General features: G+C 73.3%; 21 protein-coding genes. 11 read left to right on the forward strand and 10 right to left on the reverse strand.

The features are described from left to right. The first annotated feature begins 28 nt into the window (after window positions 1–28). Window positions 29–3,829, forward strand: a complete 3,801-nt coding sequence (locus ACZ6B1_RS02875) for a CHAT domain-containing protein (RefSeq protein WP_468774345.1) — start codon at window positions 29–31, stop codon at window positions 3,827–3,829. A 91-nt stretch (window positions 3,830–3,920) separates the two neighbouring features. Here the strand turns inward: ACZ6B1_RS02875 and ACZ6B1_RS02880 are convergent, their stop codons facing one another. Then, the gene (locus ACZ6B1_RS02880; RefSeq protein WP_468774347.1) at window positions 3,921–4,805 is read right to left on the reverse strand and encodes a LysR family transcriptional regulator; all 885 of its coding nucleotides are present in this window, start codon (window positions 4,803–4,805) and stop codon (window positions 3,921–3,923) included. A 121-nt stretch (window positions 4,806–4,926) separates the two neighbouring features. On the opposite strand from ACZ6B1_RS02880, the gene ACZ6B1_RS02885 reads away from it, so the two are divergent. The 7 genes from ACZ6B1_RS02885 to ACZ6B1_RS02915 all read left to right on the forward strand — a co-directional run bounded on the left by ACZ6B1_RS02885 (window position 4,927) and on the right by ACZ6B1_RS02915 (window position 11,368). Continuing rightward, entirely contained in the window at window positions 4,927–5,598 is a 672-nt protein-coding gene (locus ACZ6B1_RS02885; RefSeq protein WP_468776003.1) for a succinate dehydrogenase, read from the forward strand. A gap of 2 nt (window positions 5,599–5,600) precedes the next feature. Further along, a complete protein-coding gene (locus tag ACZ6B1_RS02890; protein WP_468774349.1) occupies window positions 5,601–7,550 on the forward strand; it encodes a fumarate reductase/succinate dehydrogenase flavoprotein subunit in 1,950 nt (649 codons plus the stop codon). Beyond that, window positions 7,547–8,296 carry a succinate dehydrogenase/fumarate reductase iron-sulfur subunit gene (locus ACZ6B1_RS02895; protein WP_468774351.1) on the forward strand — a complete coding sequence of 250 codons (750 nt, stop codon included), beginning with the start codon at window positions 7,547–7,549 and terminating at the stop codon, window positions 8,294–8,296. The genes ACZ6B1_RS02890 and ACZ6B1_RS02895 overlap by 4 nt, the downstream gene beginning before the upstream one ends. A gap of 237 nt (window positions 8,297–8,533) precedes the next feature. Next, window positions 8,534–9,304 (forward strand): GNAT family N-acetyltransferase, encoded by a 771-nt coding sequence (locus ACZ6B1_RS02900; protein WP_468774353.1) that lies wholly within the window; start codon window positions 8,534–8,536, stop codon window positions 9,302–9,304. Next, on the forward strand, window positions 9,304–10,323 hold the full coding sequence (locus tag ACZ6B1_RS02905) for a lysophospholipid acyltransferase family protein (RefSeq protein ID WP_468774355.1): 1,020 nt from the start codon (window positions 9,304–9,306) through the stop codon (window positions 10,321–10,323). The genes ACZ6B1_RS02900 and ACZ6B1_RS02905 overlap by 1 nt, the downstream gene beginning before the upstream one ends. Further along, window positions 10,268–10,744: a hypothetical protein gene (locus ACZ6B1_RS02910; protein ID WP_468774357.1), complete on the forward strand. Its 477-nt coding sequence runs from the start codon at window positions 10,268–10,270 to the stop codon at window positions 10,742–10,744. Before ACZ6B1_RS02905 ends, ACZ6B1_RS02910 begins: the two co-directional genes overlap by 56 nt. Window positions 10,745–10,774: 30 nt before the next feature. After that, window positions 10,775–11,368, forward strand: a complete 594-nt coding sequence (locus tag ACZ6B1_RS02915) for a hypothetical protein (protein ID WP_468774359.1) — start codon at window positions 10,775–10,777, stop codon at window positions 11,366–11,368. A 65-nt stretch (window positions 11,369–11,433) separates the two neighbouring features. On the opposite strand, the gene ACZ6B1_RS02920 is transcribed toward ACZ6B1_RS02915, so the two are convergent. Both ACZ6B1_RS02920 and ACZ6B1_RS02925 read right to left on the reverse strand, forming a co-directional pair. Beyond that, a complete protein-coding gene (locus ACZ6B1_RS02920) occupies window positions 11,434–13,779 on the reverse strand; it encodes an ATP-binding cassette domain-containing protein (RefSeq protein ID WP_468774361.1) in 2,346 nt (781 codons plus the stop codon). A 27-nt stretch (window positions 13,780–13,806) separates the two neighbouring features. Further along, on the reverse strand, window positions 13,807–13,995 hold the full coding sequence (locus ACZ6B1_RS02925; protein ID WP_351667911.1) for an antitoxin: 189 nt from the start codon (window positions 13,993–13,995) through the stop codon (window positions 13,807–13,809). A 148-nt stretch (window positions 13,996–14,143) separates the two neighbouring features. Here ACZ6B1_RS02925 and ACZ6B1_RS02930 point away from each other — a divergent pair, with 148 nt between their 5' ends. Further along, window positions 14,144–16,621, forward strand: coding sequence for an ATP-dependent Clp protease ATP-binding subunit (locus tag ACZ6B1_RS02930; RefSeq protein WP_468774364.1), 2,478 nt, complete (start codon window positions 14,144–14,146; stop codon window positions 16,619–16,621). A 4-nt stretch (window positions 16,622–16,625) separates the two neighbouring features. Here the strand turns inward: ACZ6B1_RS02930 and ACZ6B1_RS02935 are convergent, their stop codons facing one another. Then, window positions 16,626–17,630, reverse strand: a complete 1,005-nt coding sequence (locus tag ACZ6B1_RS02935; RefSeq protein ID WP_468774366.1) for an MsnO8 family LLM class oxidoreductase — start codon at window positions 17,628–17,630, stop codon at window positions 16,626–16,628. Window positions 17,631–17,675: 45 nt separating this feature from the next. Further along, window positions 17,676–18,071, reverse strand: a complete 396-nt coding sequence (locus ACZ6B1_RS02940) for a (2Fe-2S) ferredoxin domain-containing protein (protein ID WP_468774368.1) — start codon at window positions 18,069–18,071, stop codon at window positions 17,676–17,678. Between the two features lie 150 nt (window positions 18,072–18,221). On the opposite strand from ACZ6B1_RS02940, the gene ACZ6B1_RS02945 reads away from it, so the two are divergent. Next, window positions 18,222–18,713: a phosphatase domain-containing protein gene (locus ACZ6B1_RS02945; protein WP_468774370.1), complete on the forward strand. Its 492-nt coding sequence runs from the start codon at window positions 18,222–18,224 to the stop codon at window positions 18,711–18,713. Between the two features lie 33 nt (window positions 18,714–18,746). Here ACZ6B1_RS02945 and ACZ6B1_RS02950 read toward each other — a convergent pair whose 3' ends face one another. Continuing rightward, window positions 18,747–18,965 carry a dodecin gene (locus ACZ6B1_RS02950; protein ID WP_468774372.1) on the reverse strand — a complete coding sequence of 73 codons (219 nt, stop codon included), beginning with the start codon at window positions 18,963–18,965 and terminating at the stop codon, window positions 18,747–18,749. 261 nt (window positions 18,966–19,226) lie between these two features. Here ACZ6B1_RS02950 and ACZ6B1_RS02955 point away from each other — a divergent pair, with 261 nt between their 5' ends. Continuing rightward, window positions 19,227–20,480 carry an extracellular solute-binding protein gene (locus tag ACZ6B1_RS02955; RefSeq protein ID WP_468774374.1) on the forward strand — a complete coding sequence of 418 codons (1,254 nt, stop codon included), beginning with the start codon at window positions 19,227–19,229 and terminating at the stop codon, window positions 20,478–20,480. A 1-nt stretch (window position 20,481) separates the two neighbouring features. Here ACZ6B1_RS02955 and egtD read toward each other — a convergent pair whose 3' ends face one another. Genes egtD through egtA form a run of 4 tightly spaced genes read right to left on the reverse strand, consistent with a single transcriptional unit; the run spans window position 20,482 to window position 24,906 of the window. Further along, complete coding sequence (egtD, locus tag ACZ6B1_RS02960) at window positions 20,482–21,444, reverse strand: L-histidine N(alpha)-methyltransferase (RefSeq protein WP_468774376.1); 963 nt, start codon at window positions 21,442–21,444, stop codon at window positions 20,482–20,484. After that, window positions 21,441–22,256, reverse strand: coding sequence for an ergothioneine biosynthesis protein EgtC (egtC, locus tag ACZ6B1_RS02965; RefSeq protein ID WP_468774377.1), 816 nt, complete (start codon window positions 22,254–22,256; stop codon window positions 21,441–21,443). Before egtC ends, egtD begins: the two co-directional genes overlap by 4 nt. Continuing rightward, a complete protein-coding gene (gene egtB, locus ACZ6B1_RS02970; protein WP_468774379.1) occupies window positions 22,256–23,593 on the reverse strand; it encodes an ergothioneine biosynthesis protein EgtB in 1,338 nt (445 codons plus the stop codon). The genes egtC and egtB overlap by 1 nt, the downstream gene beginning before the upstream one ends. After that, window positions 23,590–24,906, reverse strand: coding sequence for an ergothioneine biosynthesis glutamate--cysteine ligase EgtA (gene egtA, locus ACZ6B1_RS02975; RefSeq protein WP_468774381.1), 1,317 nt, complete (start codon window positions 24,904–24,906; stop codon window positions 23,590–23,592). Before egtA ends, egtB begins: the two co-directional genes overlap by 4 nt. Window positions 24,907–25,063: the final 157 nt, after the last annotated feature.

The raw sequence follows: 25,063 nt of genomic DNA on the forward strand, positions 1-25,063 counted from the left end.
CGTTGGGCGGGTGTACGGGGGTGACGGGATGGACGATCCGGAGCGGTACCTGCGGACCGGTGACGGCCGGGACCTGCCGCCACTGCCCCCTGCCGAGCTTCCGCCGCCGCCCGGCGCGGACGCGGCGGACGCCGCCCGCCTCGCCCTGCTCCGCTGGTTCCGCCATCTCCATCTGCCCGGCGTGCGCGGCCTGATGGAGTACCGTGCCGCGCTCCTGCTGGCCGGCATGCTGGACCACGAGCCGGAGGGCCTGCCCCCGCTGCCCGCCGCGCTGCGCGAGAGCATGCGCAAGCCGGGTGCGGAGCGCCGTGGCCGGCGCCGGCCACGGCGCGGCGACCGGGTGACGCCGGACGCCGAGGAGGAGCCGGTCACGCTCGGTCCGGCCCGCATCGACCAACTCCTCTTCCTCATGGCCAGGTTCGAGGAACAGCACGACTTCTCCGCCCTCGACACCGCACTGGACCTCCAGCGGCGCTGGCTCGAGGAGCAGGGCACGTCGGCGCGCGAGCGCGCAGCTCTGCTCACCGACCATGCCCATCTGCTCCTGCTCGTCGGCGAACTCGGCGCCCACCCCACCTGGCCTGCGGAGGGCGAGCTGGCCGCCGGCCTCGCCGTGGAGATCACGGCCCGGCACCAGGCGCGGCATGATCCGCACCTGGCCAACCGGCTGACGATCAAGGCCCGTTGCGCGATCACACGGTACGACCCCGAAGCCGACCCCTCGGGGCTGGAGCGCGCCGCGCACGACCTGCGCCGGGCCGTCGAGGCGGCCGGCCACCGCACCCCCGTGCTTCTGCACCCCGCACGCCACCTGGTGACCACGCTGACCAAGTGGTACGAGGCCACCGGCTCGCCGCAGACCCTCACCGAGGCGCTGACGGCCGCCCGCGACCTGGTGCGGGCCACCCACCCGGACGACCGCCGGGGCCCGGAACACCGGGAATGGCTGGCCCAGTTGGAGTCGAAGGCCGTGCCCCGGCTCGGTGCGCACGCGGTCGCCGCCGTTCTGCGCGAGGCCCCGGTGCCGTACGCACCCGACACCGAGCAGCTCCACCGTGCCTGGTGGAGCACCGGCGACGACGCGGACGCCCCGTGGACCGAGCGGCGGAAGGCGGCGCTCTCCCTGGTCGCGGCGGTGCCGCACCACGACGAGGACCGGCCCGGCGCCCTGCTGCTGGCCGCGCAGACCGAGATGCACGTGTGGCTGGAGGGCGGGGGAGAGGCCTCGCCCGGCCAAGCGCACCTGTGGGCCGTGCGGGCCGCCGACGCCCTGCCGCCGGAGCACCGGCTGGCCGGGCGGGCGCTGACCGTGCTGGCCGAGTGCGCCCTCTACCTCGCGGCCGAGGCCTCACCCGAGCCAGACGAACGGCTCGTCGAGGAGGCGCTGGCGCACGCCCGGCGTGCGAGATCCGCGCTCCTGCCCGGCCAACCCGACACCCCCCTCCTGCTGGAGCGGCTGGCGGTGCTGCTGGTCCGGGTGGCGAACCTGCTGTCGGACGGCACCCTCCTGGCGGAGTCGGTGGACATGCGCAGACAAGCCCTGTCCCTGACCCCGCTGACGGAACCCTTCCGCCCGTTCCGCATGTCCAACCTGGCGGGCGCACTGCGTGAACTGGCCGCGTACGAGGACGACGCGGAACTGACCGACGAGGCACTCGCCGTCGCCCGCGAGGCCGCTGACGCCCTCGCCGAGGACCACCCGCGCAAACACGAGCTGCTGCTGAACCTGGCCGATCACCACATGCACGGGCGGGGCCGCGGAAAGCGTGCCGTCGGGCGGCTGACCGAAGCCGAGCGGCTCTACCGCGACGGCCTGGCGCGGCTGCCCGCGGACCACCCCGACGTGCCCCGCTTCACCAGCTCCATCAGCCAGGTGCTGCACATGCTGCACCGGGAGACCCATGAGAGGGCGCCCCTCGAGGACGCGGTGGCCCTGGCCCGGGACGCGGCGGCCCGTACCCCGGCCGACGACCGGTTCCACAGCGAGCGCCTCCTGCTGTTCGCCCGTGCCGCGACGGCGCTGTACGACCTTGCGGAGGCGGACGGGCACCCGGACGCGGAGCTGCGCGCCGAAGCACTCGCCGCCTGGGACGGGGTCGCGGCGGACGCACAGCTGTCGACCATGCTGCTGTTCGAGACACAGGAGCAGCGCGCCCGTCTCGCCCGGGCCCTGGGCGACCCCCAGCAGGCCCTGCGGGCACTGGAAGCCGCCCTCGCCCAGGTCCCCGGACTGGCCCGGCGCGCCTACGCCGGTCCGGTCCGCAAGGGCATCGCCCGCAGAGCACCCGAACTGGCCGCACAGGCCGCGGTGGCGGCCATCGAGGCCGGCCGCCCCGGACACGCGGTCGAACTGCTGGAGAGCGGCCGCGCGATCCTGTACGGGCAGGCGATCACGTCGTGGCGGCACCGGGCTGAACTGCGCGCGATCGACGCGAAGGCCGCCGAGCGCCTGGAGGAGATCGACCGGCGCCTGGCCGAAGCGGACTTCTTCGCGAACGTCGGGAGGATCGAGGTCAACGCGGTCACCCAGCACCGCTCCGGCCGCACCACGACGGACTCGACCCGCAGCTGGGACCCGCGCCCCGGTTCCGCGGCGCAGACCCGCAGACTCGCCGCCGAACGAGACCGCATCGTCGACGCCCTGGCCGCGGACCCACGATTCGCCGAGCTGGCCGGCCGACGGCCGCTGGCCGCCCTGCGTGCCGCGACCGCCGGAGCCACCGTCGTACTCGTCCTGGCCCACGCGGCCCGGGGCGACGCCCTGCTCGTCCCGGCCGACCCCGCGGACCCCGTCGAGCACATCGCGCTGCCGGGCCTGACCGCCGCGGCGGCACACGCGCACATCGCCGCGCTGACGACGGCCCTGCGGGACGCGGTGGACCCGACCGCCGGACCCGACCGCCGCGAGGCCGCGCAGTCCGAACTGCACGACGTCCTCGACTGGTTGTGGGACGAGGTGACCTCGCCCGTCCTGGACCGGCTGGACACTGCCGTACCAGGACGCCCGAAGCCGCGGCTCTGGTGGTGCCCGGTGGGTCCGGTGGTGCGGCTTCCGCTCCACGCGGCGGGTCACCACCCGCGCTCGGCCGCCGAGGTCGAGGCCCGTGCCCAGGACCCCGCGCCCGGCGCCCGGCCCACGGTCATCGACCAGGTGATCCCCTCCTACACCCCCACCCTGGGGGCGCTGGCCCACTCCCTGCGGCACGCGCCCGGCACGCCGGCCGGCGGGACGGGCCCGAGCTCCCTCGTCGTCGCCGTGCCGAACAGCCGGCACGGCCCGCCGCTGCCCCAGGCCGAACGGGAGGCCCGCACCGTCCTCGCCGCGCTCCCCGGCGCGCGGCTGCTGATCGGCGAGGAGGCCGACCTGGCCACGGTGACGGCCGCGCTGCGCGACCACACCCTGGTCCACTTCGCCTGCCACGGGGACAACGACTCCTCCCTCGGACTGCTGCGCGGCGGCGGCCTGCACCTCGGCCAGGGGACCCTGACGGCCGGCCAGATCCAGGACACCCCACTGGAGCACGGCGCGCTGGCGATCCTCTCCGCCTGCAGCACGGCCCAGGCACACCCCCAGCTGCCCGACGAGCCGATGCACCTGGCGGCTGCCTTCCAGCTGGCCGGATTCCGGGGGGTCGTGGGCACCCTGTGGCAGGCCCCGGACACCCCCGGAATGGCCCGGGAGCTCTACGCCGCCCTCACCGCGGGCGGAACCGCCCCGCCGGACACCGCGGCCTCGGCCCGCGCGCTCAACCACGCCCAGCTCTCCGTCCGCGACGCCTATCCGGCCGCCCCGACCCGCTGGGCGGCCCATCTGCACTCCGGCGCCTGAGCAACCGCCTCCCGAACGGCAGCGCTCGAGGCACCGGCGACCCGGCACCGGCACCCGGCCACGGGCGCCCCCGCACTCACCGCTTCGGCGCTCACCGCTCCAGCAGCATCCGCTGGAGCTCCCGGGCGGCCCGGGGCGGGGCGACGTCGCTGCGGTGGGCCAGCGCGATGGTCCGGTGTAGTCCCGGCCGGGCCAGCGGGGTGACCCGCAGCCCCCGTCCGGCCCGGGTGGCGACCATCCGCGGCACCACGGCCACCCCCAGCCCGGCCCGCACGAATCCGAGTACCGCGTCCATCTCGCCGCCCTCCACGGCGAAGTCCGGGTCGAACCCGGCGGACCGGCACGCCGCGACGGTCAGCTCCCGCAGGTCGTACCCGTGCCGGAACATCACCAGCCGCTCGCCCTCCAGACCGGCGATGTCGACGACCCGCCCGCCCCGGCCGGGCGCCCGCGCGTCGGGCGAGGACACCACCACCAGGTCCTCCCGCAGCAGTTCCACCGTGGTCAGGGCGGGCGACGGCGTGGGCAGCGGCAGCACGACCAGGGCGAGGTCCAGGGCGCCACGGGCGAGCTGGCGTACCAGGTCGTGCGAGCCGCCCTCCTCGATCAGCAGCTGAATCCCGGGGTAGCGGTCGTGGAAGGCGCGCAGCACGTCCGGCAGCAGTCCGGTGCACAGGCTCGGCGTGGCGCCCAGCCGCACCCGCCCCCGGCGCAGCTGCACCAGCTCCTGCACCTCGTGCCGGGCCGTGTCCGCGTCGGCGAGGATCCGCCGGGCCAGCGGCAGCAGCGCCTCCCCGGCGTCGGTCAGCGTGATGTTGCCCCGGGCGCGCAGGAACAGGTCCGCGCCCAGCTCCCGCTCCAGTGCCTTGATCTGCTGGGACAGCGACGGCTGGGCGACGTGGACCACTTCGGCGGCCCGGGTGAAGTGCCGGGTCTCGGCGACGGCCACGAAGTACTGGAGCTGCTGAAACTGCATGGTCTCCACGATAGCTGTTGTCTATGGAATCAAGCCGGACCATGTCTTGGACCGATCGGGCCCTTCGGCCCTAGCGTCTCTGAACATGGCTCTGGCAACGCGGACGGACCGACGGCCGTCCATGGCGCGCACGATGTGGGACAGCACGGTCGGCAAGAAGGCGGTCATGGCCGTCAGCGGCCTGATCATGCTGCTCTACCTGGTCGCGCACATGATCGGGAACCTGAAGATCTACTTCGGGGCGGGCGAGTTCAACCACTACGCGCACTGGCTGCGCACCGTCGGCGAACCCTTCATGCACTACGAGTGGACGCTCTGGCTCGTCCGGATCGTCCTGGTCGCCGCCGTGGTCGCGCACGCCACCTCCGCCTACCAGCTCAGCCGCCGGGACATCAGGGCGCGGCCCACGAAGTACGTGCACAGCAGGCCGCGGGCCAGTTACGCCACCCGCACCATGCGCTGGGGCGGGATCATCCTCGGCCTGTTCATCGTCTGGCACCTGCTGGACCTGACCACCGGCACCGTGCACTCCGGCGGCTTCCAGCAGGGGCACCCGTACCAGAACGTCGTGGACACCTTCTCCACCTGGTACGGCGACGTCGTCTACATCGTCGCGATGCTCGCGCTCGGCCTGCACATCCGGCACGGCTTCTGGAGCGCGGCCCAGACCCTCGGCGTCGGCAGCCGCTCCCGCGACCGAGCCCTGAAGACCCTCGCGAACGTCCTCGCGCTGCTGCTCACGGCCGGCTTCATCGCCGTACCCGTGGGCGTGATGACCGGAGTGGTGAGCTGATCATGACCTCGTACACCGACTACACGACCGGCGAGCCGGCCGTCGACACCAAGGCGCCCGCCGGCCCGATCCACGAGCGCTGGGACAAGCGCCGCTTCGAGGCCAAGCTGGTCAACCCCGCCAACCGGCGCAAGCACACGGTCATCGTCGTGGGCACCGGTCTGGCCGGCGGCTCCGCGGGCGCCACCCTCGCCGAACAGGGCTACCAGGTCGTCCAGTTCTGCTACCAGGACTCTCCGCGCCGCGCCCACTCCATCGCCGCGCAGGGCGGCATCAACGCGGCGAAGAACTACCGCAACGACGGCGACTCGGTCCACCGCCTGTTCTACGACACCGTCAAGGGCGGCGACTTCCGGGCCCGTGAGTCCAACGTGCACCGCCTCGCCCAGGTCTCCGTCGAGATCATCGACCAGTGCGTGGCCCAGGGCGTGCCGTTCGCCCGCGAGTACGGCGGCCTGCTGGACACCCGCTCGTTCGGCGGCGTGCAGGTGTCCCGGACCTTCTACGCCCGCGGCCAGACCGGCCAGCAACTGCTGCTGGGCGCCTACCAGGCGCTGTCCCGGCAGATCGCCGCCGGGAACGTGGAGATGCACCCGCGCACCGAGATGCTCGACCTGATCGTCGTCGACGGGCGGGCCCGGGGCATCGTCGCCCGGGACCTGATCACCGGGAAGATCTCCACGTACTTCGCGGACGCCGTCGTCCTCGCGAGCGGCGGCTACGGCAACGTCTTCTACCTGTCGACGAACGCCATGAACTCCAACGCCACCGCGATCTGGCGGGCCCACCGGCGCGGCGCCCACTTCGCCAACCCCTGCTTCACCCAGATCCACCCCACCTGCATCCCGCGCACCGGCGACCACCAGTCGAAGCTGACGCTGATGAGCGAGTCGCTGCGCAACGACGGCCGGATCTGGGTGCCGAAGGCCAAGGGCGACGACCGGCCGGCGAACAGGATCCCCGAGGACGAGCGCGACTACTACCTGGAGCGCATCTACCCGTCCTTCGGCAACCTGGTCCCGCGCGACATCGCCTCCCGCGCCGCGAAGAACGTCTGCGACGAGGGCCGCGGCGTCGGCCCCGGCGGACAGGGCGTGTACCTCGACTTCGCGGACGCCATCAGGCGCATGGGCCGGGCGGCGGTCGAGGCGAAGTACGGCAACCTCTTCGACATGTACCAGCGGATCACCGACGAGGATCCGTACGAGGTGCCGATGCGCATCTACCCGGCCGTGCACTACACGATGGGCGGCCTGTGGGTCGACTACGACCTGCAGACCACGGTCCCCGGCCTGTTCGCCGTCGGCGAGGCCAACTTCTCCGACCACGGTGCCAACCGGCTCGGCGCCTCGGCCCTGATGCAGGGTCTGGCCGACGGCTACTTCGTGCTCCCGGCCACCATCAACGACTACCTGGCGCGCAACCCGCACCAGGACCCGGTGACCGGCGAACACCCGGTGGTCCAGGAGGTGCTGGCCGAGACGGAGGACCGGCTCAACCTGCTGCTCGCCGTCGGCGGCGACCGCACCCCCGACTCCTTCCACCGCGAACTCGGCGAACTGATGTGGGAGTTCTGCGGCATGGCCCGCACCGACTCCGGGCTGCGCAAGGCCCTGGAACGCATCCCGCAGATCCGCGACGAGTTCTGGCGGCGCATCAAGGTGCCCGGCACCGGCGAGGAGTTCAACCAGTCGCTGGAGAAGGCCAACCGGATCGTCGACTACCTGGAGCTCGCCGAGCTGATGTGCCTCGACGCGCTGCACCGCGCCGAGTCCTGCGGCGGTCACTTCCGCGAGGAGTCGCAGACCCCCGACGGCGAGGCGGCGCGCCGGGACGACGAGTTCGGCTACGCGGCCGCCTGGGAGTTCACCGGCACCGGCGCCGCTCCCGTCCTGCACAAGGAAGACCTGGTCTTCGAGTACGTCCACCCCACCCAGCGGAGCTACGCATGAAGCTCACCCTGCGCGTCTGGCGGCAGAAGAACGCCGACGCCGACGGCGCGATGTCCACGTACGAGGTGGACGGCATCTCCCGGGACATGTCCTTCCTGGAGATGCTCGACACCCTCAACGAGGAGCTCATCCTCAAGGGCGAGGACCCGGTCGCCTTCGACCACGACTGCCGCGAGGGCATCTGCGGCGCGTGCTCGCTCGTCATCAACGGCGACGCACACGGCCCGGAGCGCACCACCACCTGCCAGCTCCACATGCGGTCCTTCGAGGACGGCGACGTGATCGACATCGAACCCTGGCGGGCCTCGGCCTTCCCGGTGATCAAGGACCTGGTCGTCGACCGGTCCGCGTTCGACCGGATCATCCAGGCCGGCGGCTACGTCACGGCACCGACGGGCTCGGCGCCGGAGGCCCACGCCACGCCGGTGCCCAAGCCGGACGCCGACCTCGCCTTCGAGCACGCGGAGTGCATCGGCTGCGGGGCCTGCGTGGCCGCGTGCCCCAACGGTGCGGCGATGCTGTTCACCTCCGCCAAGGTCAACCACCTGAACGTCCTGCCGCAGGGCGCGCCCGAGCGGGAGACCCGGGTGCTGGACATGGTGGCGCAGATGGACGCCGAGGGCTTCGGCGGCTGCACGCTGACCGGTGAGTGCGCGACGGCCTGCCCGAAGGGCATTCCGCTGATGTCCATCACCGGTATGAACAAGGAGTGGCTGCGCGCCACCCGAAAGGCGGCCGGGCGGTAGCGCGGACCAGCGGGCGTTCGCCGTACAGGGGCGGACGGGCGGGGCCGGGAATGGTGCTCATCCCGGCCCCGTCTCGTTTCCCGGCCGGACGCTCTCCCGCGCCGTTCAACAACCTCACACCCGCGCTCCCGCCACCGGTCACACACACGCCAACCGGCATCGGAAGAACAGGAGCGGCAGCCCGGAACGCCGGACTGCCCTGCTGCCGAACCCCGGCCCGTGACCAGGGAGTGAGCCATGACCGGCGTCACCACGCTCGATCGTCCTTCGCAGCCCGCCGCCCCCACCCGCTACACCGTCACCCTCGCCCGCGACGAGGACGACGTCCGCGCCGCCCAGCGGCTGCGGCACGACGTGTTCGCCGGGGAGCTCGGCGCCCTGCTGACCACCCCGCAACCGGGCCTCGACGTGGACCCGTTCGACGCGTACTGCGACCACCTGCTCGTCAACGACACGGTCACCGGCCAGGTCGTCGGCACCTACCGGCTGCTGCCGCCGGAACGGGCCGCGGTCGCCGGACGGCTCTACTCCGAGGGCGAATTCGACCTGACCGCGCTCGACGGACTGCGGTCCGGACTGGTGGAGGTCGGCCGCTCCTGTGTGCACCCCGAGCACCGCGACGGAACGGTCATCGGCCTGATCTGGGCCGGGATAGCCCGCTACATGGTGGACCGGGGCCACGAATGGCTGGCGGGCTGCTGCTCCGTACCGCTCGCCGACGGCGGCGCCCAGGCCGCCGCCACCTGGGAGCGGGTGCGCGCCAGGCACCTGGCGCCCGAGGAGTACCGGGTACGCCCGCTGCTGCCGTGGGTGCCGGCCGCCGCGGCGCCGGCCGGACGCGGCGAACTGCCCGCCCTGCTGCGCGGCTACCTCCGGCTCGGCGCCTGGGTGTGCGGGGAGCCCGCCCACGACCCGGACTTCGGGGTCGCCGATCTGTACGTCCTGCTGTCGATGCGCCGGGTCAACCAGCGCTATCTGCGGCACTTCCTCTCCCTCGTGCCGGCCTGATGAGCGCCTGGCTGCCCACCGCGCCCTGCACCCCTGCCGCCTGCCTGGAACCGGCCGGGCCCACCGTGGCTCCGCTCAGGGCCGTACTGCGACTCGCCGCGCTCGCCGTCCTGGTCCTCGTGGGGATCGCGCTGTCCCCGCTGGGCGGCAGGCTCCCGGCCGGCTGGGTCGGATGCTGGTGCCGGGCGGTCGTACGGGCCGCGGGCGTCCGGATCCGGCTCACCGGCTCCGCGCCCGCCGAGGGCGGCGTCCTCCTGGTCGCCAACCACATCTCCTGGCTGGACATCCCGCTGCTCGCGGCCGTGCGTCCGGCCCGGATGCTCGCCAAGTCCGAGATTCGGCGGTGGCCCGTGGCGGGCCGGCTGGCGGAGCTGGGCGGGGCCCTGTTCATCGAGCGGGACCGGCTGCGCGCCCTGCCGGACACCGTCGTCCGGATCGGCGCCGCACTGCGGGCCGGTGCCGCCGTCGCGGTGTTCCCGGAGGGCAGCACCTGGTGCGGCCGCGCCCGGGGGCACTTCCGCCGGGCGGTCTTCCAGGCCGCGCTCGACGCCCGGGTGCCCGTGCAGCCCGTACGCCTGGGCTATCGCGACGCCGGGGGAGGCGCGGACACGGCGGCCGCGTTCGTCGGGGAGGACACCCTGTTCGCCTCGCTGTGGCGGGTGGCCTCGGCGCGTGGCCTGGTGGCCGAGGTGGAGGTGCGCCCGCTCATCCCGGCCGGACGTCACCAGGACCGGCGGACGCTCGCCCGGGCGGCCGAGCCCTGGGCGGCCACGTGTCCGACGGAATGGGTACATACGCCGCGAAAGGGAACCCGGAACATGCACATCACTACTCTCCGAGGAGCGTGTGTCCATGTACACGGGAACGCTTCTGGCCATGTCCACGGGGACGCTGCTGGCGATCATCATCCCGATCGTCGTGGTGATCGCGTTGATCGCGCTGATCGCCATGGCGGTCTCCCGGATGCGGCGCAATCGCCTCCGCAAGCGCTTCGGCCCGGAATACGAACGCACGGTTGAGGGATCCGACAGCCGGCGCACCGCCGAACGGGAGCTCAGGGACCGCGAGCGGCGTCACGACTCCCTGGAGATCAGGCCGCTGCCCCCCGTCTCCCGCGACCGCTACTCGCGGGAGTGGAACGACGTCCAGCGGGAGTTCGTGGACCGGCCGCAGGACGCGGTGCACGACGCGGACCGCCTGGTGACCTCGCTGATGCGTGAGCGGGGCTATCCGACCGAGGACTTCGAGCAGCAGACGAGGGACCTCTCGGTGGAACACGGCCGCACGCTGGAGCACTACCGCGCCGCGCACGAGGTGGAGTCCCTCAGCACGGAGCGCCGGGCGACGACCGAGCAACTGCGGGGTGCCATGGTGCACTACCGCGCCCTGTTCGACGAATTGCTCTCCGACGGCGGCGGCCGGGCCCACGCCCGGACCTGACGCCCCGCACGACCCGCATGGAGGAGCACCATGCCCAGCAACGAGGAAACGCGCCGCACCACGGGCGGCCTGTCCACCGGGGACCTGGCCCAGCCGGCCGGGACCCGTACCGAAGGGGACGCGGGAGCGGCCACCTCGCGAGCCCCCATGTATCCGGGTGAGGGCACCGCGCAGACCGGTACGCGGCCCCCGGGTGGCGAGACCGAGGCCGCGGGCCCCGGCACCGGTTCCCCGGCCACGGACCGGTCCGAGGCGGCCGGCGCCACGGCCGGGCCCGACGGCGGCACGGATGCGGCGCAGGGGGCCGGCGCGGCCTCCGAGCCCGCCCGCGCCCCAGGTGCGTCCGACGACGAGACCCCGCAACTGCTGACCGACGACGAGGAGCAGGGCTTCCGCGACCGCTGGCAGAGGATCCAGGGCAAGTTCGTGGACGACCCCCGGGAGGCCGTGCACGACGCCGACGCCCTCGTCGCGGACGTCATGCGGACCCTCGCCACCACCTTCGACCAGCACAAGAAGGGCCTGGAAGGACAGTGGAGCCAGGGCGAACGGGTGGACACCGAGGAACTGCGCGGGGCACTGCGCCGCTACCGCTCCTTCTTCAACCGGCTGCTCAGCACCTGACGGCCGGCCACCGGCTGTCCGGCACCTGACGTCCGGCGTCCCCGCTCAGCGTCCGGCGTCCCCGCTCAGCGTCCGGCGTCCCCGCTCAGCGCCCGGGCCAGATGGGTCGCCGTGGCGCTGCCCTCGGTCCGGGCCACCTCGGCCGGGGTCCCGGCCGCCACGACGCGCCCACCCCGGTCGCCGCCGCCCGGCCCCAGGTCGATCACCCAGTCGGCCCCCGCGACGACCGTCATGTCGTGCTCCACCACCACCACCGTGTGACCCGCGTCGACGAGGCCGTGCAGCCGGTCCATCAGTACCTCGACATCCGCCGGGTGCAGCCCGGTCGTCGGCTCGTCCAGCAGGTACAGGGTGTGGGCGCGACGGCCGCGCTGCAGCTCGCTCGCCAGCTTGATCCGCTGGGCCTCCCCGCCGGACAGCTCCGTGGCCGGCTGCCCCAGGCGCACATAGCCGAGGCCCACGTCGAGCAGCGTGCCGAGACTGCGGGCGGCGGCCGGGGTGTCCGCGAAGAACTCCGCGGCGCCCTCCACCGTCAGGTCCAGCACCTCGGCGATGTTCCGCCCTCGGTAGGCCACTTGCAGTGTCTCGGGGTTGTAGCGGGCGCCCGCGCAGTCCGGGCAGGGCGCGTACGTGCTCGGCAGGAACAGCAGCTCGACACTGACGAACCCCTCGCCCTGGCAGGTCTCGCAGCGGCCTCCGGCCACGTTGAACGAGAACCGGCCCACCCCGTACCCGCGGGCCCGTGCCTCGTCGGTGGCGGCGAACACCTTCCGCACGACGTCGAACAGGCCCGTGTACGTGGCCAGGTTGGAGCGCGGAGTTCGCCCGATCGGCTTCTGGTCCACCCGGACGAGCCTGCCGACCGCGTCCGGCTCCTCCGTGAACTCGCCGACGAGCGTCGACTTCCCCGAACCGGAGACACCGGTGACGGCGGTGAACGCGCCGAGCGGGAAGGCGGCCGTCACGCCGCGCAGGTTGTGCCGGGTCACGGGGCCCAGCGTCAGCCAGCCGCGCGGCTCGCGGACCGCACGCGCCGGACCGGGTGGCCCGGCGAACAGGTAGCGGGCCGTCGCGGAGTCGGCCACCGGGGCGAGGCCCGCCACCGGGCCGCTGTACAGCACCCGCCCGCCGTGCTCGCCCGCGCCGGGGCCCACGTCCACCAGCCAGTCGGCGCCCCGTACCACCTCCAGGTGGTGCTCCACCACGAACACCGAGTTCCCGGCCGCCTTGAGCCGCTCCAGCACCGTGATCAGCGCCTCGGTGTCCGCCGGGTGCAGGCCCGCCGAGGGCTCGTCCAGCACGTAGACCACCCCGAACAGCCCGGACCGGAGCTGGGTGGCCAGCCGGAGCCGCTGCAACTCGCCCGCGGAGAGGGTGGGCGTGGCCCGGTCCAGGCTGAGGTAGCCGAGACCCAGCTCGACGACCGGCGCGATCCGTGAGTTCAGGTCCTCGGTGAGCACGCGGGCGGTCTCGGTGCCGTCGTGCGGCAGCCCGGCCAGGTCGGTCAGCGGCAGCGCCGCCAGTTCGGCGATGGTCCGGCCCCCGAAGGTCACCGCCAGCGCCTCGGGCCGCAGTCGGCTGCCCCCGCACGCCGGGCAGGGGGCGCTGGTCAGGAACCGCTCCGCCTTGGCCCGCAGGGTCGCGGACCTGGTGTCGGAGAACGTCTTCATGACGTATCGGCGGGCACTGGTGTACGTGCCCTGGTACGGCCGCTGGATCCGGTCGGCGTCCCGCACCGGGTGGACGGTGACGACCGGCTGCTCGTCGGTGAAGAGGATCCACTCCCGCTCCCCGGCGGGCAGCTCACGCCAGGGCCGGTCGACGTCGTACCCGAGGGCGTCGAGGATGTCGCGCAGGTTCTTGCCCTGCCAGGCGCCCGGCCAGGCGGCGATCGCGCCCTCGCGGACGGACAGCGAGGGGTCGGGGACCAGCAGCTCCTCGGTGGTGCGGTGTACCTGGCCGAGGCCGTGGCACTCCGGGCAGGCGCCCGCCGCCGTGTTGGGTGAGAAGGCGTCGGAGTCGAGCCGCTCGGCGCCGGGCGGGTACTCCCCGGCGCGCGAGAAGAGCATGCGCAGGGAGTTGGAGAGGTTGGTGACCGTGCCCACGGAGGAGCGCGAGGACGGGGCCGAGCGGCGCTGCTGGAGCGAGACCGCCGGCGGCAGCCCCGTGATCTCGGCGACCCGGGGTGCCCCGATCTGGTGGATCAGCCGCCGTGCGTACGGCGCGACCGACTCGAAGTAGCGCCGCTGCGCCTCGGCATAGACGGTGCCGAACGCCAGGGACGACTTGCCCGAGCCGGACACGCCGGTGAACACGGCCAGCACATCCCGTGGGATGTCCACGTCGACACCCTTGAGGTTGTGCTCGCGGGCACCGCGGACGCGGACGCGGGGATCATGGGGGCTGTGCATCGGGGCGATGGTAGTCCGCCCCGCTCGTCAGGTCTGCGGGGGCCGGTCCTGCGGCTTGCCGAACTCGTCCCGCAGCTTGTCCTGGCCGGTGTCGACCTGGGACTGGTACTTGTTCCCGGTCCGCTGGTCGATGTAGTCGCCGCCCTTGTCGACGCCCTTGTTGGCCATGTCCTCGTGGCCCTTGAGCATCCCTTTGATCTTGTCCATGAAGGACATGTCAGCGCTCCTTGTCGTCGAGGCTTCCTCCCCAAGCCTTACCGGCCCCGCCCGGTAACGCATCTCGGGACGTCTTCGCGCCGTGCGTACTTGCAGCATATATGCGATTTTGGGGGAATATGTCTGCCCATCGCGGAAAGGGCCGCCCATGAACACCCCCGGTTTCGGATTCGGACGCAGTCCGTTCGAGGAGTTCGACGAGCTGATGTCCCGCTTCTTCGGCGGGACCGGCGGCCCGGCCGCCTCCACCCGCCGGCCCCAGCGCGTCGACATCGGCAGCCTGCTGTCCGAGCGGGCGCGGGAGCTGGTGGGAGGAGCCAGGGACATCGCCGCCGCCGAGGGCAGCGACGAACTCGACGCCCGCCATCTGCTCGCCGCCGCCACCGAACACGACTCCACCCGGCGGCTGCTCACCGCCGCCGGCGCCGACCCCGACCGCATCCGCGAACGGCTCGCCGCCCCCGCCGCGGGCGCGAAGAGCGAGCCCGCCACGCTGACCCCGGCCGCCAAACGCGCCCTGCTCGACGCCTACCGCATCTCGCGGGCCGAGGGCGCCTCCTACATCGGCCCCGAGCACCTGCTGCGCGCCCTCGCCGCCAACCCGGAGTCGGCGGCCGGACAGGCCCTCGGCGAGGGCGGCTGGGAGCCGGCCCGGGTGCCCGCCGAGAGCACGGCCGAGCGCAAGGAGCCGAGCAGCACGCCCACCGTCGACGAATACGGCCGGGACCTCACCGAGGATGCCCGCGACGGCCGCCTCGACCCGGTGATCGGACGGGACGAGGAGGTCGAGCAGACCATCGAGGTGCTCTCCCGGCGCAGCAAGAACAACCCCGTCCTGATCGGCGACCCCGGCGTGGGCAAGACCGCGGTGGTCGAGGGCATCGCGCAGCGCATCGTCGCCGGTGACGTGCCGAAGACCCTCGCCGGCAAGCGGCTGGTCTCGCTGGACCTGGCCGGCATGGTGGCCGGCACCAAGTACCGGGGCGAGTTCGAGGAACGGCTGAAGAAGCTCCTCGACGAGGTCAGCCGGCACAGCGACGAACTGGTGCTGTTCCTGGACGAGTTGCACACCGTCGTCGGAGCGGGCGGCGGGGGCGAGGGTGCCATGGACGCCGGTAACATGCTGAAACCGGCCCTGGCGCGCGGGGAGTTGCACCTGATCGGCGCGACCACCGTGGACGAGTACCGCAGGCACATCGAGAAGGACGCCGCGCTGGAACGCCGCTTCGCGCCGATCCTCGTCGGCGAGCCCGGAGTCGACGACACCATCGAGATCCTGCGCGGACTGCGCGACCGCTACGAGGCCCACCACCAGGTGCGCATCACCGACGAGGCGGTCGTCGCCGCGGCCGAGCTGTCCGACCGGTACATCACCTCCCGCTTCCTGCCCGACAAGGCCATCGACCTGATGGACCAGGCCGCCGCCCGGGTCCGGCTGCGCGCCAGGACCCCGCTCGCGGACACCCGGGAGGCCGAGGACCGGCTCGCGGCCCTGAACCGGGAGAAGGACCAGGCGGTCGCCGACGAGGAGTACGAGCGGGCCAAGGACCTGCGTGACCGGATCAAGGAGACCGAGGCCGAGCTGGCCGACGCGAACAAGGCGGAGGGGCAGGCCCCGAAGGTCACCGCGGAGGACATCGCCCAGGTCGTCTCACGCACCACCGGCATCCCGGTCGCCCAGCTCACCGAGGAGGAGCGGGAGCGGCTGATGAAGCTGGAGGAGCACCTGCACGAGCGGGTCGTAGGCCAGGACGAGGCGATCACCGCGGTCGCCCGCGCGGTACGGCGGGCCCGGGCCGGCATGAGCGACCCCGACCGGCCCGTCGGCAGCTTCCTCTTCCTCGGCCCGACCGGTGTCGGCAAGACCGAGCTGGCCCGCGCCCTCGCCGCAGCCCTGTTCGGCGACGAGGGCCGCATGATCCGCCTCGACATGAGCGAGTTCCAGGAGCGGCACACGGTCTCCCGGCTGGTCGGCGCCCCGCCCGGGTACGTCGGCCACGAGGAGGCCGGCCAGCTCACCGAGGCCGTGCGCAGGCAGCCCTACGCCGTGCTGCTGCTGGACGAGGTGGAGAAGGCGCACCCCGACGTCTTCAACACCCTGCTGCAGCTCCTGGACGACGGCAGGCTCACCGACTCCCAGGGCCGCACCGTCGACTTCAAGAACACCGTGGTCATCATGACGTCCAACATCGGTGCCGACCGCATCCTGGCCGCCGGCACCGAGGACTACGCCAAGGTGCGCGAGGCGGTCATGCCGGTGCTCCAGCAGCACTTCCGGCCCGAGTTCCTGAACCGCATCGACGAGATCATCGTCTTCCGGGGCCTGGAGCGCACCGAGCTGCGCCAGGTCGTGGACCTGCTGCTGGAGCACACCCGGCGCCGGCTGCACGCCCAGGACGTCACCATGGAGGTCACCGACGCGGCCGCGGAACTGCTGGCGAACCTCGGGTACCAGCCGGACTTCGGCGCCCGCCCGCTGCGCCGCACCATCCAGCGCGAGGTGGACGACCGTCTGGCCGACCTGCTGCTCTCCGGCGGGCTGACCGCGGGCGACCGGGCGGTGGTGGACGCGGCCGACGGATCGGTGGTGATCCGCGCGGAGCGGCCGGCCGAAGCGGGGGACTGAGCCCTCAGCGGCCGGGGGCGAACAGGGCGGCGAGGCGCCGGTAGGAGTCCAGCAGCGCGCCACGGTCGTACGTGCTGGTGGTGACGAGGACCTCGGCGGCGCCCGTCTCCTTCAGCACCGTCTCCAGCTCGTCGGCGACCTGGCCGGCGGTGCCGGCCAGGTGACCGGCGAGCGCGGACTCGTAGAGGTCCCGTTCCTTCCCGGTCATCGCCCGCCCCTCGATCTCCTCGGCCGGGGCCAGCGGCGGGAAGGTGCCGTGGGTCCGCGAGTACGCCGTGGCCCAGGCCTCCGGGACCAGCAGCCGCCGCGCCTCCTCGGCGGTCCCGGCGACCGCCACGGTCCCGGAGATCACGACGTAGGGCTCGGACGCCCAGGGCGAGGGGCGGAACAGCGAGCGGTACTCGTCGATGCCGCGCATCATCCGCTCGCGTCGCCGCAGGTCCCCGATGACCATCGGCAGCCCCGCCCGGGCCGCGATCCGCGCCCCTTCGCCCATGGCCAGCACGAACGGCGGGACCCTCAGGCCCTCGGCCGGGCGGGCGCGCACCCCGGTGGGGGAGGTCCCGGCGAACCAGCCGAGCAGTTCGCCGAGCTGGGCCGAGAAGTCCCCGGCGGCCTCCTTGTCCCGGCCGAGCGCCCGGCGGACCCCGTCCGTGAAGCCGACGGAACGGCCGAGCCCCATGTCGATCCGGCCCGGGAACAGCGCCTCCAGCACGCCGAACTGCTCGGCGACGACGAGGGGCTGGTGATTGGGCAGCATCACCCCGCCGGTGCCTACCCGGACCGTGCGCGTCGCAGCGGCCACGGCGGCGGCGAGCACGGTCGGCGCGGAGCCCGCGACCCCGGGCACGCCATGGTGCTCCGACACCCAGAAACGGTGGTAGCCGAGCGCCTCCGCCTCCCGTGCCAGCGCGACGGTGTCCCGCAGCGCCTCGGCGGGCGGGCGTCCCGCGCGGGTACGGGAGCGGTCGAGGACGGAGAACCTGGTCCGGGCGATCACTGCACTCACGCAGGGTTCAACACCGCCGGGGCGCCAGGATTCCCGGTCCGGCTCTCACCGCCCCGACCGGGTCCGCGCACCGCGTGGGGCACGGATCATCTGCAACTCCAGCGCGAGCGGGGGCTCGGCAGTACCCGGGCCACCCGCCCGCGCCCAGTCGGCGATCTCGGCGGTGCAGTCGTCGTCCAGGGCGAAGCCGATCCACACCGGCCTGCCACCGGCGCGCCGGCCCTCCGCCGACGGCCGCACGACCAGGACGTTCGCCTGGTCGCACGGCCCGAGGCAGTCGCTCGTGCGCACTTCGAAGCCGCCCTCGGCGGCCGCCGCCCGCAACCGGTCGAGCTGACCGTCCGGATCGGTGCCGGGCTGCTTCGCCGGATCGCCGCAGCAGCAGCCCCGGCAGACGACGACGGTGCAGGGACGGGCGAAGTTGCGGGGTACGGAAGGCATGGGAGAAGCATGCGGCCCTCGGTCCACGGCAGTTGACACCGGGGTGGGTAGGTCCTCTCGTTCGGGTCAGGCCGGATCAGCCGGATCAGGGCGCCGTGCCAGGTCCCGCGAGCCCGGCAGGATCCGAACGAGAGGGCCTAGGGTGACCGGGTGACAGACAGCAGCGCGCGCCCGGTCGCCGTGTTCGACCTCGACAACACCCTGGCCGGCACCGCCCACCGCCAGCACTTCCTGGAGAGCCGCCCGCGCGACTGGAACGCCTTCTTCGCCGCCGCGCCCGCGGACCCGCCGCTCGCCGAGGGCGTGAAGCTCGCGCTCGAGACGGCCCGCGAGTGCGAGATCGTGTACCTCACCGGGCGGCCCGAGCGGTGCCGGCGCGACACCCTTGACTGGCTCGCGGCCCACGGACTGCCCGAGGGCCGCGTGCACATGCGGAGCAACGCCGACCGCAGGCCCGCCCGGTTCACCAAGCTGGAGATCCTGCGCCGGCTCGCCCGGGACCGGCGGGTCCGGGTCCTCGTCGACGACGACGAGCTGGTGTGCGACGACGCGGAGCGCGCCGGTTTCACCGTGGTGCGGGCCCGCTGGGCCGACCGGTCCGCGGCGCTGGAGGACGCCCAGGAGCGCGAGGGGCGTACCTGAGGGACCGCGAGGGGTGTCCGGGGGTCCCGGCGGCTACTCGGCGCCGTCCTCGATGCGGAAGCCCACCTTCAGGCCCACCTGGTAGTGCTCGATCCGCCCGTTCTCGATCTGGCCGCGTACCTGGGTCACCTCGAACCAGTCGAGGTTGCGCAGCGTCTGGTCGGCGCGCGCGATGGCGTTGCGGATGGCCTGGTCGAGGCCCTCGTGCGAGGTGCCGACGATCTCGGTGACCCGGTAGGTGTGGTTCGACATGCGGGGGGCTCCTCTCCGCCGTGAGGAGCCGCGCGGCGGCGTGCCTCACGTCCGGCGCGACCGGGGTGTCACGCCGTACTCCACCGTGCCGTATCCCCGCCCGGCGCGCGAGGCGTCGCCTCCGTACGCCCGGTAGCGCTTGACCTACGCATTGGTCCATACCAAAATCCAGCACACCCGTGCGAACGCGTGTGTTCGTCCCCCCACGTCGGGCCCCTCGCCCTGTCCGCAACCGCCAGGCCAGACAGAACAGGACCCCTCGTGAGACGTCGTCTGCTCGCCCTCCTCTGCGTCACCGGCTCCCTCGTCAGCGCCTGCGGTGTCCTGCCCGGTCACCACCGGCAGACCGTCACCGTGTGGCTGATGAAGGACAGCGCCTCGCAGGACTTCCTGCGGCGCTTCACCGCGGACTTCGAACGCACCCACGACGACCTGCGGCTCGACATCCGCATCCAGGAGTGGACCGGCATCGTGGAGAAGGTCCGAAAGGCGCTCAAGGACGACGCGGAGGACGGCCCCGATGTCATCGAGGTGGGCAACACCCAGGTCCCGCTCTACGTGGAGGACGGCCGGCTGACCGATCTGACCCTGGAGTCGATGCGCGACTGGGGCAAGGAGCACTGGCTGCCCGGCCTCGCCGAACCCGGCAAGGACGGCAACAACCAGTACGGCGTGCCCTGGTACGCGGCCAACCGGGTGGTCATCTACCGCAAGGACCTCTTCGAACAGGCCGGCATCACCGCCCCGCCGAAGACCCGCGACGAATGGCTCGCCGACACCCGGAAGCTCGACTCGGCCGGAAACCAGGGCATCTACCTGGCCGGGCAGGACTGGTACACCCTCTCGGGATTCATCTGGGACGAGGGCGGTGAACTCGCGGAGAAGAAGGACTACGAGTGGCGGGGCACCCTGGACACCCCCGCGGCGCTGCGCGGCATGGACTTCTACCGCCGGCTCCAGGCGCTCGGTGAGGGGCCCGTGGACTCCGACGAGGAACACCCGCCCCAGGCCGGGGTGTTCGCGGGCGGCAAGGTCGCCCAGATCATCGGGGTGCCGGGACTCGCCCAGTCGATCGTGCGGGAGAATCCCGGCCTCAAGGGCAAGCTCGGCTTCTTCCCGGTGCCCGGCAGGACGGCCGCCCGGCCCGGCGTCGTCTTCACCGGCGGCTCCGACCTCGTCGTACCGCGCAACACCGGCGACCAGTTCGCCGCCACCGCCGTCGTCGGGGCGCTCACCGGAGCCAAGTGGGACACCGAACTCGCCCGCACCATGAACTACGTGCCCAACAAGACCACCCTGGCGGACGCGGTGGCCGGCGAGGAGGGGGTCGCCGCCATGGCGGCGGGCGCCGCGCACGGCCGGGCGACCCCCAACACCCCTCAGTGGGCCTCGGTGGAGGCCGACAACCCGATCAAGGGGTACATGACCCGGGTGCTGGACGGGGCCGACCCGGCGAGCGAGGCCCGCCGGGCCGACCGCAGGATCACCGAGGCCCTGGCCACCAACCTGGGCTGACCTACCGCACCACGCTCAGCGACAGCGCGAACCGGTCCTCGGCATCCGTCCACCAGTGGGTCAGTTCGAGGCCGGTGGCCGCCAGTTCGGCGGTGATGCCGTCCCGGCGGAACTTCGCCGACACCTCGGTGCGCATCTCCTCGCCCGCCGCGAAGTCCACGGCCAGGTCCAGCGCGGGCACCTTGACGGTCTGCGCGGTGCGCGAGCGCAGCCGCATCTCGATCCACTCCTGTTCCGGGTCCCACACGGCCACGTGGTCGAAGGCGTCCGGCTCGAAGTCCGCGCCCAGTTCACGGTTGACGACCGCCAGGACGTTCTTGTTGAAGGCGGCCGTCACCCCGGCCGCGTCGTCGTACGCCCGGACCAGCACCCGCTCGTCCTTGACCAGGTCCGTGCCGAGGAGCAGGCCGTCGCCCGGGGCGAGCAGGGAGCGTACGAGGGCGAGGAACTTCGCCCTCTCGGCGGGCAGCAGGTTGCCGATCGTGCCCCCGAGGAACGCCACGAGCCGGGGACCGGAGGTCGCGGGCAGTTCCAGCGGGGCGGTGAAGTCGGCGATCAGCGCGTGCACGTCGAGTCCGGGCCGCTCCTCGATGAGCGCCCGCCCGGCCTGGGTGAGGGCGCTCTCGCTGACGTCGACCGGGACGTAGGCCTCCAGCGAGGTGAGCGCGTCGATGAGATGGCGGGTCTTCTCCGAGGAGCCGGAGCCCAGTTCGATCAGGGTGCGGGCGCGGCTCGCGGCGGCGATCTCACCGCTGCGGGCGACGAGGATCTCGCGCTCGGCACGCGTGGGGTAGTACTCGGGCAGATCGGTGATCCGCTCGAACAGCTCGCTGCCCAGGGCGTCGTAGAACCACTTGGGCGGCAGCGTCTTGGGGGTGACGGTGAGGCCGTGCCGGACGTCGGCGCGCAGCGCGGCGCCGGTCGCGTCCTCGGGGAGGGTGCGGGTGACGTGCAGGGGACTCAACGGCAGGGCTCCTTCGGGGATGGGGGTCCCTCCGCTCGAACGGAGCTGAGAGCGGGGGAGGACGCCGGATCCTCGAGTGGGGCGAGGAGTACACCGGCGCGGCTCGCGGTGAGCACGGTGCGGTCGGGGACCTCCTGCCAGAGCGGGTCGTCGTCGTACGGCTCCGACGCGACGACCGTGCCCGGGCCGGGCTCCGTGCGGTACCAGAGGCTGTCGCCCCAGGCGGTGGCGGCGATGGTCTCGCCGTCGGTGAGCAGCAGATTGAGGCGGGACGCGGGGGCCGCCGCGGCGAAACGGCGAACGGTGTCACCGAGGGCCTGCGCGGGGTCGTCGCCGGAGCGCAGCCGGTGCAGGACCAGCGCCCAGACGAACGCCGAGTCGGTGCGTGCCTGCAGCGACAGCAGCTCGACCGGGGGAAGTCCGGACACCAGGTGCGCCGCCGAGTCCGGCCAGCCGGCGATCGCGCCGTTGTGGCTGAACAGCCAGCGTCCGGCGGCGAAGGGCGCGGCCGCCGCCTCGGCGTCCGCACCCGCGAGGGTGGCGTCGCGCACGGCGGCGAGCACCGTGCCGGCGCGCACCACCCGGGCCAGATCGGCGAAGGACAGGTCCGCCCAGATCGGCCCGGCCCGCCGGTAGCGGGCCGGCGCGGGATCGTCCGGGGCGTACCAGCCCACCCCGAAACCGTCGGCGTTGACGGTGCCGTACCGCTGCCGGCGGGGCTCCCACGACTGCCGGTACAGGCTGTGCGGGGGTTCCACGAGGAGTCGCCCGAGCGGCTGTTCCGGCCCCAGGTAGGCCAGGTGACGGCACATCAGGCGGCCTCCGATCGGGCGGTGCGGAACCCGGAGAAGATCTGCCGCCTTATCGGGTAGTCCCAGTTGCGGAACGTGCCCCGGCAGGCGACCGCGTCCACGGCGAACGAACCGCCGCGCAGCACCTTGTACTCGGCGCCGAAGAACACCTCCGAGTACTCCTTGTACGGGAACGCCGTGAACCCCGGGTACGGCAGGAAGTCGCTGGACGTCCACTCCCACACGTCACCGATCAACTGCCGTACGCCGAGCGGGGACTCGCCGTCCGGGTAGCTGCCGGCGGGGGCCGGCCGGAGGTGGCGCTGGCCCAGGTTGGCGTGCTGGGGGGCCGGGTCGGCGTCGCCCCACGGGTAGCGCCGGGAACGGCCGGTGGCCGGGTCGAAGCGGGCGGCCTTCTCCCACTCCGCCTCGGTCGGCAGCCGGCGCCCGGCCCAGCGGGCGTAGGCGTCCGCCTCGTACCAGCACACGTGCAGCACCGGCTCGTCGGCCGGCACCACCTCGGTGACGCCGAAGCGCCGCCGCAGCCACTGGCCGCCGTCCCGCCGCCAGAAGAGCGGGGCGGTGAGGCCGTGCTGCCGGATGTGCGCCCAGCCCTCCGGGGTCCACCAGCGCTCGGTGCCGTAGCCGCCGTCCTCGATGAACGCCTGGTACGCCGCGTTCGTCACCGGTGTCGTGTCGATCCAGAAGGGTGCCACGTCCACCGGGTGCGCCGGGCGCTCGTTGTCCAGCGCCCAGGGCTCGGCGGAGGTGCCCATGGTGAACGGGCCACCGGGCACCAGGACTTCGGCCGGACCGGTGAACAGCGGGGCCGGTCCGGGATCGGGCGCGGTCAGGACCGGCGCGCCCGTGCGGAGCTGATGGGTGATCAGCATCGTCTCGTCGTGCTGCTGTTCGTGCTGCGCGATCATGCCGAAGGCGAAGCCCGCCTCGGTCAGCCGGCTGCCGTGGAAGTCCGCGGCCTCCAGCAGGTCGAGGGCCCGTCCGCGCACGTCGGACGCGTAACCGCGGGCCTCGGCGGGCGGCAGCAGCGGCAGCGAGGGGCGTTCGGCGCGCGAGTGCTCGAAGGCGTCGTACAGGCCGTCGATCTCGGGCCGCAGCGCCTCCCGGCCGCCGACCGCCCGCAGCAGCCACAGCTCCTCCTGATTGCCGATGTGGGCGAGGTCCCACACCAGGGGCGACATCAGCGGGGAGTGCTGGGTGGTGAGGTCCTGGTCCTCGACACAGTTCGTCAGCAGTTCGGTGCGGGCGCGGGCGGCGGTGAGCGAGGCGACCGCGCGCTCGCGCAGCGCCTCGGTGTCCGCCTCGGTGGCCGTGGTCTCGGTCTCAGGGGCGGTCATGTGCGGATGTCCTTCCTCCCGTGGGCCGCGCGGCGGTCGGTGCCGCGCAGACGGTCCAGCAGGTCGTCGGCCGGGCAGCGGCCCCGCGCGACATGGCGGTCCAGGTACGCGGCGACGGCGTCGACGACCGCGGGCGTGGCGCCGAGCCGGGGCAGGGCCAGGAGCGCCGCCGTGAAGCAGGCGACGGCGGCCTCGCGCAGCTCGGGGTCGGTGAGCCCGTGCCGGGCCGCGTCGGTCCACAGCGGATTGTGCGGGGCCGGCAGGTTCTCGGCCCGCTCGGCCAGCGGTTTGACGGCCTGGTGCGCGGCCTCGGCGGCCTCCGGGTCGTCGAACAGCGCCGCGGTCACCGCGAGCGGCACGATCCAGCCGTCGTCGCCCGGCTGCGCGTCGATCATGCGCAGCTCCAGGTGACCGCGCGGCCGGACCGGCGGGAACAGGGTGGTCAGGTGGTAGTCGAGATCCGCCCGGGTGGGCGGCCGGGGGTGCCGGGAGCGGGTCCACTCGCGGAAGGTGAGGCCCTCGGGTACGTACCAGGGGCCGCTGTCGCGGCGGACGCACATCACCGGGGACTCCAGTACGTGCCGGGCCCAGGCGCCCCTCGGTTCCCCGTCCGGCGGGGGAGCGCCCGCGCGGCCCGCCCCGATCTCCGTCCAGTGCAGCTGACGGGTGGACCGCCAGCCGGTGGGCCGCCGTCCGACCAGCGGGGAGTTGGCGAACGCGGCCACGAGGACCGCGCCGAGCTGGTGGGCCAGCCACCAGCGCTGTCCGAGACCCATGACGCCCGGATCGTCGTGCCCGGCGTCCACGCACACCTGGACGGAGGCCGAGGCGCACATCATGTGCCGGCCGGCCGTGCCGGTGCGGTCGAGGCAGGACTCCATGGCGTCGTAGCGCGGTTCGCGCAGGAACCGGCGGGGTGCGCGCCAGGGGTCGTGGCCGACGCCGAGGAGTCCGAGTCCGTCCTTCGCGAGGACGGTGCGCACGGTCTCCAGATCGGCGGAGACGGTCTCCACGCACTCCATCAGGGAGGCGGCGGGCGGCGAACTCAGCTCCAGCTGGCCGCCGGGTTCGATCGTGAGGGGCGAGCGCAGCGGCACGTTCCGCAGGGTGGCGTAGGCCGCTTCGAGTCGTTCGGGTGTGACGGGGAGCTGCGGCTCGCGCAGCTCGTGGACGAGCCATTCGACTTCCACCCCGAGGGTGCGGGGCGGCCCTGTCTTGAAGCAGATGCCCCTGACCAGGGCCTCCACCTCGGCTTCGGTGACGGCGTCGCGGTGCTCCGTACAGTCACCGCAATCGCTCTTCGAGTCGGACATGTCGGGATCCTCCTGAGATTCCACCATGCCACCGGTCCGGCCCACGCTGGGCCCGGACAGGCACCCGTCCACCCAAGACCCTCGAGCCGATTCGCACAAGGGTACCCATCGGGACGTTCGGGATCGGTAACCTCCGTCTCCTTCCGTGTTCCCCGGG

This window comes from Streptomyces sp. NPDC041129, from assembly GCF_055592265.1.

Coding starts and splice junctions, on each gene's coding strand:
- ACZ6B1_RS02875 (WP_468774345.1), top strand. CDS start 29: ATGGACGATCCGGAGCGGTACCTGCGGACCGGTGACGGCCGGGACCTG.
- ACZ6B1_RS02880 (WP_468774347.1), bottom strand. CDS start 4,805: ATGCAGTTTCAGCAGCTCCAGTACTTCGTGGCCGTCGCCGAGACCCGG.
- ACZ6B1_RS02885 (WP_468776003.1), top strand. CDS start 4,927: ATGGCGCGCACGATGTGGGACAGCACGGTCGGCAAGAAGGCGGTCATG.
- ACZ6B1_RS02890 (WP_468774349.1), top strand. CDS start 5,601: ATGACCTCGTACACCGACTACACGACCGGCGAGCCGGCCGTCGACACC.
- ACZ6B1_RS02895 (WP_468774351.1), top strand. CDS start 7,547: ATGAAGCTCACCCTGCGCGTCTGGCGGCAGAAGAACGCCGACGCCGAC.
- ACZ6B1_RS02900 (WP_468774353.1), top strand. CDS start 8,534: ATGACCGGCGTCACCACGCTCGATCGTCCTTCGCAGCCCGCCGCCCCC.
- ACZ6B1_RS02905 (WP_468774355.1), top strand. CDS start 9,304: ATGAGCGCCTGGCTGCCCACCGCGCCCTGCACCCCTGCCGCCTGCCTG.
- ACZ6B1_RS02910 (WP_468774357.1), top strand. CDS start 10,268: ATGCGGCGCAATCGCCTCCGCAAGCGCTTCGGCCCGGAATACGAACGC.
- ACZ6B1_RS02915 (WP_468774359.1), top strand. CDS start 10,775: ATGCCCAGCAACGAGGAAACGCGCCGCACCACGGGCGGCCTGTCCACC.
- ACZ6B1_RS02920 (WP_468774361.1), bottom strand. CDS start 13,779: ATGCACAGCCCCCATGATCCCCGCGTCCGCGTCCGCGGTGCCCGCGAG.
- ACZ6B1_RS02925 (WP_351667911.1), bottom strand. CDS start 13,995: ATGTCCTTCATGGACAAGATCAAAGGGATGCTCAAGGGCCACGAGGAC.
- ACZ6B1_RS02930 (WP_468774364.1), top strand. CDS start 14,144: ATGAACACCCCCGGTTTCGGATTCGGACGCAGTCCGTTCGAGGAGTTC.
- ACZ6B1_RS02940 (WP_468774368.1), bottom strand. CDS start 18,071: ATGCCTTCCGTACCCCGCAACTTCGCCCGTCCCTGCACCGTCGTCGTC.
- ACZ6B1_RS02950 (WP_468774372.1), bottom strand. CDS start 18,965: ATGTCGAACCACACCTACCGGGTCACCGAGATCGTCGGCACCTCGCAC.
- egtC (WP_468774377.1), bottom strand. CDS start 22,256: ATGTGCCGTCACCTGGCCTACCTGGGGCCGGAACAGCCGCTCGGGCGA.
- egtB (WP_468774379.1), bottom strand. CDS start 23,593: ATGACCGCCCCTGAGACCGAGACCACGGCCACCGAGGCGGACACCGAG.
- egtA (WP_468774381.1), bottom strand. CDS start 24,906: ATGTCCGACTCGAAGAGCGATTGCGGTGACTGTACGGAGCACCGCGAC.